Raw genomic sequence first — 7,263 nt, forward strand, 5'->3', positions numbered from 1 at the left:
CTACATCCTCACTGTCAGGCGACGACCCGGCCGGCGGAGTCCTCGTCGATCTGCTCGGCGCCCAGCAGGCTCCACAGCCCGGTGATCTGCAGGGGGCGGACGACGGCACGGGTGGCGGCCAGGACGCGCATCGTCGCCTTCTGCTCGGCCGCCCGGCGGTGGGCGTTCGCGAGGACGCAGAGGCCGGCGGAGTCGAGGAAGGTGACCTCGCGGAGGTCCACGACGAGCTCCTCGGTGGTCCCGGCGAACGCTGCGTCGAGATGGCGTTCCAGCACGGGCGCCGAGGACGAGTCGACCTCTCCGCGCACCGTCAGCCGCAAGGTGGTGCCGTGGGGGACGACGTCCACGTGCACGAGGTGGCCGGGATCGCGGGGGGAGAAGGTGGCGGTCACGGGGTGCCTCTCGGGCGGGTGGAACCGGACCCTGGCACGAACCTCGCGAACTGGGATCACCAGCCGTGGCGGTTCGCACCGAGCTACGGCTGGCTGTTGAACCGCACCCCGGACCCTAGGGATCGCCGGACCCGCCCGCAAGGTCCCGGGAGCCGCCCGGCGTCCGGCCGTGGGGATACTGGAGGGGTGACGACGGAACCGCAGCGCAGCCGCCGCAGCCCCGGCCTACTCGCCGCGGCGGCCGTCGCCGTCGTCCTCGGCGGCCTCGCGTTCCTGGTCCTCGACGTCGTCGTCGCCGCCTTCGTGGGCATCGTGCTGGTCGTCGTGGCCGTCATGGCGGTGCTCGCCAGCGACTGGGACCAGCACGCCACCTTCGAGGAGCGCGAGCAACAGCGGGCCCTGAAGCGGAAGAGCAAGTGGGAGAAGAACGCCGACGCCCGCGAGCGCGACCGCCGGCGCTGGGAGGCCCACCAGGCGCGGCAGGCCCGCGGTAGCGACGACCGGTAAATCGGTCGACAGCCGCCCGCCCCGCTCCTAACGTCCGGGGCATGCGCTTCTCCGTGCGGCTGCGCGCCGCCTGAGGTCCCGGGCCGTCGAGCCCCGGACCCGCCCTGCGAGCCCTCCGGCTCCCGCCGAGCACGGCCGTCGTGCCGCTCGGCCGCAGTGCCCGCCCGGCGCCGTCCCGGGCGCTGGTCCTTCTCTCCCGCCCGTCCGGGTGCTCGCCGCGAGCCGGCGAGCGCCGTGCCGACGGTTCCCACCTCTCCCGGAGGTATCCATGTCACGCCCCACCCGCGCCCCGGCCGGGCCCGCGGCCGACGCCCGCGCCGCCCTGCCCGAGTCCGATGCCGCCCACTTCGACAGGTTGTGCTCCGCCGTCCTCGCCTCCCCCTCGGCGCCGCTGGGACCGCTGCTCCGCGCGCAGCTCCCCGGCACCGCCGGGGTCCGCTGGCTCCGGCAGGAGGGCCTCGCCCCGACCACCCGGCCGACGGCGCTCACCACGGCGCAGTGGCTCTCGCTGTTCGAGTGCTGGTCACGCACCTCCCCGGCACCCGGCCCCGGCGTGCCCGGGCGGACGCGCGACGGCCGGCCGTCCACCCACGGGCACGCGCCCGGAGCCACCGCGATCCCCCGCTGGGGTTCGTGACGTCGGTGCAGTGGCTGCAACCACGGATGGTGCAGTCACTGCAACCGGTGGGGCAGGTGTGCCAGGGGACCCCTACGGGTGACGCCGCGGTTCGCGGACGCCCGGATCGGGCACGGGCTCAGCGGCGGCCGGCCACCGGCCGCCGGAGCTCTCGGAAGGCGGTGTCGGTGGCCCTCTGGGAGTACGCGCACCTGCCGCGGGGCTTCGCCGAGCTGTGGTGCCAGGAGCTCCGCTCGCTGGCGGAGCTGGCGGATCTGCGCTCCCGGCTGCGGGCCACCATGACCGGCAGCGCCGTCGTCGAGCGGCCGACCGAGGAGCACTGGTCGGAACGGCTCGTGCTCCTCGCCGACGAGCTGGCCTCCAACGCGCTGCGCCACGGCGGGCTGCCGGTCGCCGCGGCGCTGAGCCGGCACGGCGACGAGTGGCTCGTCGCGGTGAGCGACGCCTCCCCCGGCATGCCCCCGACCCCAGCGCAGGGCCGGGACCCCGGCAAGGGCGGCTTCGGGCTCTACCTCGTCGCCGATCTCTCGACGCGGCACGGGTGGACCACGCTCGGGCGGGGGCAGAAGACGGCGTGGGCGGTCGTCACGGCGGTCTGACTCCCCGACCGGATGGAGCGGCGGCTCCCGTCGCTCCCCACGGGTACCGTCCGTCCCATGTCGATCGCCCCGCAGATGGACACTGTCACCGACGGCGCCGCGGGCACCGTCGACCGGCATGCCACCACCGCCACGTTCGAGTCCACGGATCCGGCCACCGGTGCCGTCGTCGGCGTCTTCCCGGTGCACGACGCCGACGCCGTCGGCGAGACGGTGGAGCGGGCCCGCGCGGCCGCGCAGCGCTGGGCCGAGCTCGGCTTCGACGGCCGCAAGCAGCGGCTGAACGCCTACCGCGGCTACCTGGCCCGCCGGCTGCACGAGCTCGCCGACCTCGTGCACCGCGAGAACGGCAAGCCGCACGCCGACGCGATCCTCGAGATCACCCTGGCCATCGACCACCTCGCGTGGGCGGCCGGGCACGCCCGCAAGGCGCTCGGCCCGCGCCGGGTGCGCACCGGCCTGCTCGCCGCGAACCACGCCGCCTACCTCGAGTACCAGCCGCTCGGCGTCGTCGGCGTGATCGGCCCGTGGAACTACCCGGTGTTCACCCCTGTCGGCTCGATCGCCTACGCGCTCGCCGCCGGCAACGCGGTCGTCTTCAAGCCCTCCGAGTACACCCCCGCCGTCGGCGCCTGGCTGGCCGCTGCGTGGCGGGCCGCCGTCCCCGACCACGAGGACACCGTCCAGGTGGTCACCGGCTTCGGCGAGACCGGGACGGCACTGTGCCGGGCCGGCGTGGGCAAGATCGCGTTCACCGGCTCGGCCGCCACCGGCAAGAAGGTGATGGCGACCTGCGCCGAGACGCTCACCCCGGTCCTCATGGAGCTCGGCGGCAAGGACGCGATGATCGTCGACGACGACGCCGACGTGGTCGCCGCCGCCGACGCCGCCGTGTGGGGCGCGATGAGCAACGCCGGCCAGACCTGCATCGGCATCGAGCGCGTGTACGCCACCGACGCCGTCTACGACAGGTTCGTCGCCGAGGTGACCGCGCAGGTGCGCACGCTGCGCCCGGGGTCGGACGACGAGGCGACTTACGGCCCCATGACCATGCCCTCGCAGGTCGACGTCGTCCGCCGGCACGTCAGGACGCCGCCACCTCCGGTGCCCAGGTGATCACCGGCGGGTCGGATCCCGACGCCTCCCCCGGCGAGAACTACGTGCCGCCGACGGTGCTGCTCGACGTCCCCGACGACGCGCTCGCCGTCCGCGAGGAGACCTTCGGGCCGACGATCACCATCACGAAGGTCCGCGACGCCGAGGAGGCGCTCGAGCGGGCCAACGCGACCAGCTACGGGCTGGCGGGCTCGATCTTCTCCGGGTCGTCGCGCAAGGCCCTGGACCTCGCCCGGCGGATGCGCAGCGGCATGACGTCGATCAACTCGGTGCTGACGTTCGCGTCGGTGCCGGCGCTGCCGTTCGGCGGGGTGGGCGAGTCCGGGTTCGGCCGGATCCACGGCGAGGACGGGCTCAAGGAGTTCACCCGGAGCAAGTCGATCACCCGGCAGCGGTTCGCCCTGCCGGGCAGCAACCTCACGAGCTTCAGCCGGCCGGCCAACGCGACCGACGCGCTCGCCCGAGTCATCGGCGTCCTCCACGGCCGCCATCGCTGATGGGCCACAAGCACGCTTGTGGCCCCTCGGACTCGTACGACGTCGTCGTCGTCGGCGCCGGTTCGGCCGGCTGCGCGGTGGCGGGACGGCTCTCGGAGGACCCCTCGCTGCGGGTGCTGCTGCTGGAGGCCGGCGGCTCGGACAAGGTGCTCGAGGTGCAGGCGCCGGCCGGGCTGTACAAGCTCTGGCGCACCCGCCGCGACTGGAACTACACGACCGAGGAGCAGCCGGGGCTGGACGGCCGGAAGCTGTTCTGGCCGCGCGGCAAGCTGCTCGGCGGGTCGTCGTCGATCAACGCGATGATCTACATGCGGGGCGCCGCGGCCGACTACGACGAGTGGGCGGCGCTGACCGGTGACCGGTCCTGGTCCTACGAGCACGTGCTGCCGCTGTTCCGGCGGATGGAGGACAACGCCCGCGGCGCCGACCGCTGGCACGGCACCGGCGGGCCGCTGCGGGTAGAGGACCTGCGCTCCCCGCACCCGTGGACGAAGGCCGTCGTCGAGTCGGCGGTGGCGGCGGGATATCCCCGCAACGACGACTTCAACGCCGCCTCGCTGGAGGGCGTGGGCCAGTACCAGGTGACCCAGAAGCGGGGACGGCGCTGGTCGTCGGCCGACGCCTACCTCCACCCGGCCGCCGACCGGCCGAACCTGACCGTGGTTACCAGCGCGCTGGCCACGCGGGTGCTGCTCTCGGGTGGGCGGGCGACCGGCGTGGAGTACCGGTGCGGCGGCTCGCTGCAGACGGTGTCCGCCGGCGAGGTGGTGCTCTCCGGTGGCGCGGTGAACTCGCCGCAGCTGCTCATGCTCTCGGGCATCGGGCCGGCCGACCACCTGCGTTCGGTGGGTGTCGACGTCGTCCACGACCTGCCGGGCGTGGGTGCTGGGCTGCAGGACCACCCGCTGGTGCCGGTCGTCTGGCACACCCGGTCGGGGACGTCGCTGCGGCTGGCGGAGAACCCGCTGAACATCGCGAGGTGGAAGGCGGTCGGGCGTGGGCCGCTCACCTCCAACCTGGCCGAGGCCGGGCTGTTCACCCGGTCGCGGCCCGACCTGGCCGAGCCGGACCTGCAGATGCACTTCCTGCCGGTGAAGTTCTGGAAGCAGGCGGAGATCGATCCGGACGCCGAGGCGTTCACCACCGCCGTCGTGCTGGTGGACGTGCACTCGCGCGGGTCGATCCGGCTGCGGTCTTCCGACCCGACGTGGGCCCCGGCCATCGACGCCGGCTACCTCACCGACGAGCGCGACCTCGACGCGCTGGTGTGCGGCATCGAGAAGGCGCGCGAGATCGCCTCGGTCGGGCCGCTGGCCGCGGTGCTGGGCGAGGAGTGGTCACCGGGCGCTGCGGCCACCGGGCGGGACGCGCTGCGGGCCTCCGTGCAGAGCACGCTGGAGTCGCTGTACCACCCGGTGTCGTCCTGCCGGATGGGTGCCGACGACGCCGCGGTCGTGGACTCGGCGCTGCGGGTGCACGGCGTCGAGGGGCTGCGGGTGGCCGACGCCTCGGTGATGCCGCGGCTGGTGCGCGGCAACACGAACGTGCCGTCGATCATGATCGGCGAGCGCGCGGCCGACCTGATCCGCGGCCGCACCGTCGACCCGACCCTCGCCACCACCCCCTGAATCTGCTTTTCCGCGGTAAAGCAGGCGGCCCGCTCGATCGGTGAGCGGAGGGCAGCCGGCAACGCCTCACCAGTTGTGACCGGCGACTCCCCCCGGGTGGGACCACGCGGGCCCGATCTCTGGTTGAGTACTACGTACCGGCGCCGCCCTCGCTCATCCGGAGCGGCAGGAATCGACGTCGGGCTGAGGCTGCGCCACCTTGGTGCGCCCGGCTGACCGACGTCTCGCCGACGATGCGAGCCCGCCCCCTGTTCCCAGGTGTGCCGGCGCTCGTGCGCGCTGAGATCCCGGCGGCCGACTCGATCGTCGAAGGACTCCCGTGACCTCCTCCATCAGCAATTCCCCCGCCGCCTCCTCCTCCGATAGCTCCCCCACCCCCCCAGGCCCGCGTCGCCGTCGTGGTGGTCGCGGACGCGGCAGCCGCCCCGCCGGCGAGCAGACCCCCCGACAGGACCGGCCGGCCACCGCGCCCGCCGTCGTCCCCGTCGGGGCGGACGCGACCGTCCTGCCCACCGACACCACCTTCGAGGCGCTGGGCGCGCCTGCCCCTCTCGTCGAGGTGCTCACCGGCAGCGGCATCACGGCGCCGTTCCCGATCCAGGTCGCGACGCTGCCCGACAGCCTCGGCGGCCGCGACGTGCTCGGCCGCGGCCGCACCGGCTCGGGCAAGACCCTCGCCTTCTCCATCCCGCTGGTCGCCCGGCTCGCCGCCTCGGACAGCAAGCGGCAGCCCAAGCGCCCGCGCTCGCTGATCCTCGTCCCGACCCGTGAGCTGGCCAACCAGGTCGCCGCCGTCGTCGACCCGATGGCCCGTGCTCTCGGCATGCGGACGACGACGATCTTCGGCGGTGTCGGCCAGAACCCGCAGGTGCAGGCGCTGGCCCAGGGCGTCGACGTCGTCATCGCCTGCCCCGGCCGGCTCGAGGACCTCATCGGCCAGGGCCACTGCGACCTCGGCGCCGTCGAGATCACGATCCTCGACGAGGCCGACCACATGGCCGACCTGGGCTTCCTGCCCGGCGTGAAGCGGCTCATGGACCGCACCCCGAAGACCGGCCAGCGGCTGCTGTTCTCCGCGACGCTGGACAACGGCGTCGACGTGCTGGTCAAGCGCTACCTGAGCAACCCGATCACGCACTCGGTCGACCCGGCCGTCGCGCCCGTGGCGACGATGACCCACCACGTCTTCCACGTGCAGACCGCCGACAAGGGCGAGGTCGTGCGGCAGCTGGCCTCCGGGCTGGGCCGCAGCGTGCTGTTCACCCGCACCAAGCACCAGGCCAAGAAGCTGGCCAAGCAGCTCACCGCGTCCGGCATCCCCGCCGTCGACCTGCACGGCAACCTCAGCCAGAACGCCCGCGAGCGCAACCTCGAGGCGTTCAGCAACGGTTCGTCGCGGGTGATGTGCGCGACCGACATCGCAGCCCGCGGCATCCACGTCGACGACGTCGACCGCCGACCGAGCACAAGGCCTACCTGCACCGGTCCGGTCGCACGGCCCGCGCCGGTGCGGGCGGCACCGTCGTCACCATCACCACCCCGGACATGGTCGGCGAGGTGCGCACGCTGACGCGCCAGGCCGGGATCACCCCGCAGGTCAGCCAGGTCCGTCCCGGTGCGCCGCTGCTGGAGGAGCTGGCCGGTCCCGCGGCCCCCTACGTCGAGCCCGCACCCGCGCCGGAGCCGCAGCCCCAGGGCAACGGCGGCGGCCGGCGTCGTCGCGGCGGCTCGGGGTCCACCGGCTCCGCGGCCAAGCCGGCGTCGTCCGGGGTCCGGCCCGCACCCGCGCCGAACTGGCCGCCCGCGCGGGGACGTCGTCCGCCGCGTCGTTCAGCGCCCGCTCCCGCCGGGGCCGCTGACCCCGCCGTCCTCCCCCGCCGCCCAGCG

6 protein-coding genes and 2 pseudogenes are annotated in these 7,263 nt (G+C 74.3%); 7 read left to right on the plus strand and 1 reads right to left on the minus strand.

What is annotated here, in order from left to right:
* Positions 1 to 14 precede the first annotated feature (14 nt).
* Complete coding sequence (locus A6V29_RS20545; protein ID WP_170977640.1) at positions 15 to 392, minus strand: STAS domain-containing protein; 378 nt, start codon at positions 390 to 392, stop codon at positions 15 to 17.
* A 186-nt stretch (positions 393 to 578) separates the two neighbouring features.
* Between A6V29_RS20545 and A6V29_RS00840 the strand changes: the two genes are divergently transcribed.
* From A6V29_RS00840 to A6V29_RS21405, 7 genes and pseudogenes are all read left to right on the plus strand, one after another.
* Entirely contained in the window at positions 579 to 899 is a 321-nt protein-coding gene (locus A6V29_RS00840; protein WP_137158525.1) for a hypothetical protein, read from the plus strand.
* Between the two features lie 268 nt (positions 900 to 1,167).
* Positions 1,168 to 1,536 (plus strand): hypothetical protein, encoded by a 369-nt coding sequence (locus A6V29_RS21855; RefSeq protein WP_137158526.1) that lies wholly within the window; start codon positions 1,168 to 1,170, stop codon positions 1,534 to 1,536.
* Positions 1,537 to 1,703: 167 nt separating this feature from the next.
* Positions 1,704 to 2,135, plus strand: a complete 432-nt coding sequence (locus A6V29_RS00850) for an ATP-binding protein (RefSeq protein WP_137158527.1) — start codon at positions 1,704 to 1,706, stop codon at positions 2,133 to 2,135.
* A 75-nt stretch (positions 2,136 to 2,210) separates the two neighbouring features.
* A pseudogene (locus tag A6V29_RS00855) lies at positions 2,211 to 3,748 on the plus strand (aldehyde dehydrogenase family protein).
* Positions 3,748 to 5,376, plus strand: coding sequence for a GMC family oxidoreductase (locus A6V29_RS00860; protein WP_137158528.1), 1,629 nt, complete (start codon positions 3,748 to 3,750; stop codon positions 5,374 to 5,376). The pseudogene A6V29_RS00855 and the gene A6V29_RS00860 overlap by 1 nt, the downstream one beginning before the upstream one ends.
* Before the next feature lie 319 nt (positions 5,377 to 5,695).
* Positions 5,696 to 6,946, plus strand: a complete 1,251-nt coding sequence (locus A6V29_RS00865) for a DEAD/DEAH box helicase (RefSeq protein WP_249932901.1) — start codon at positions 5,696 to 5,698, stop codon at positions 6,944 to 6,946.
* A pseudogene (locus tag A6V29_RS21405) lies at positions 6,934 to 7,263 on the plus strand (DEAD/DEAH box helicase); the annotation flags it as partial. The gene A6V29_RS00865 and the pseudogene A6V29_RS21405, both read left to right, overlap by 13 nt.

The organism is Blastococcus sp. CCUG 61487, from assembly GCF_005222955.1.
Taxonomy (GTDB): domain Bacteria; phylum Actinomycetota; class Actinomycetes; order Mycobacteriales; family Geodermatophilaceae; genus Blastococcus.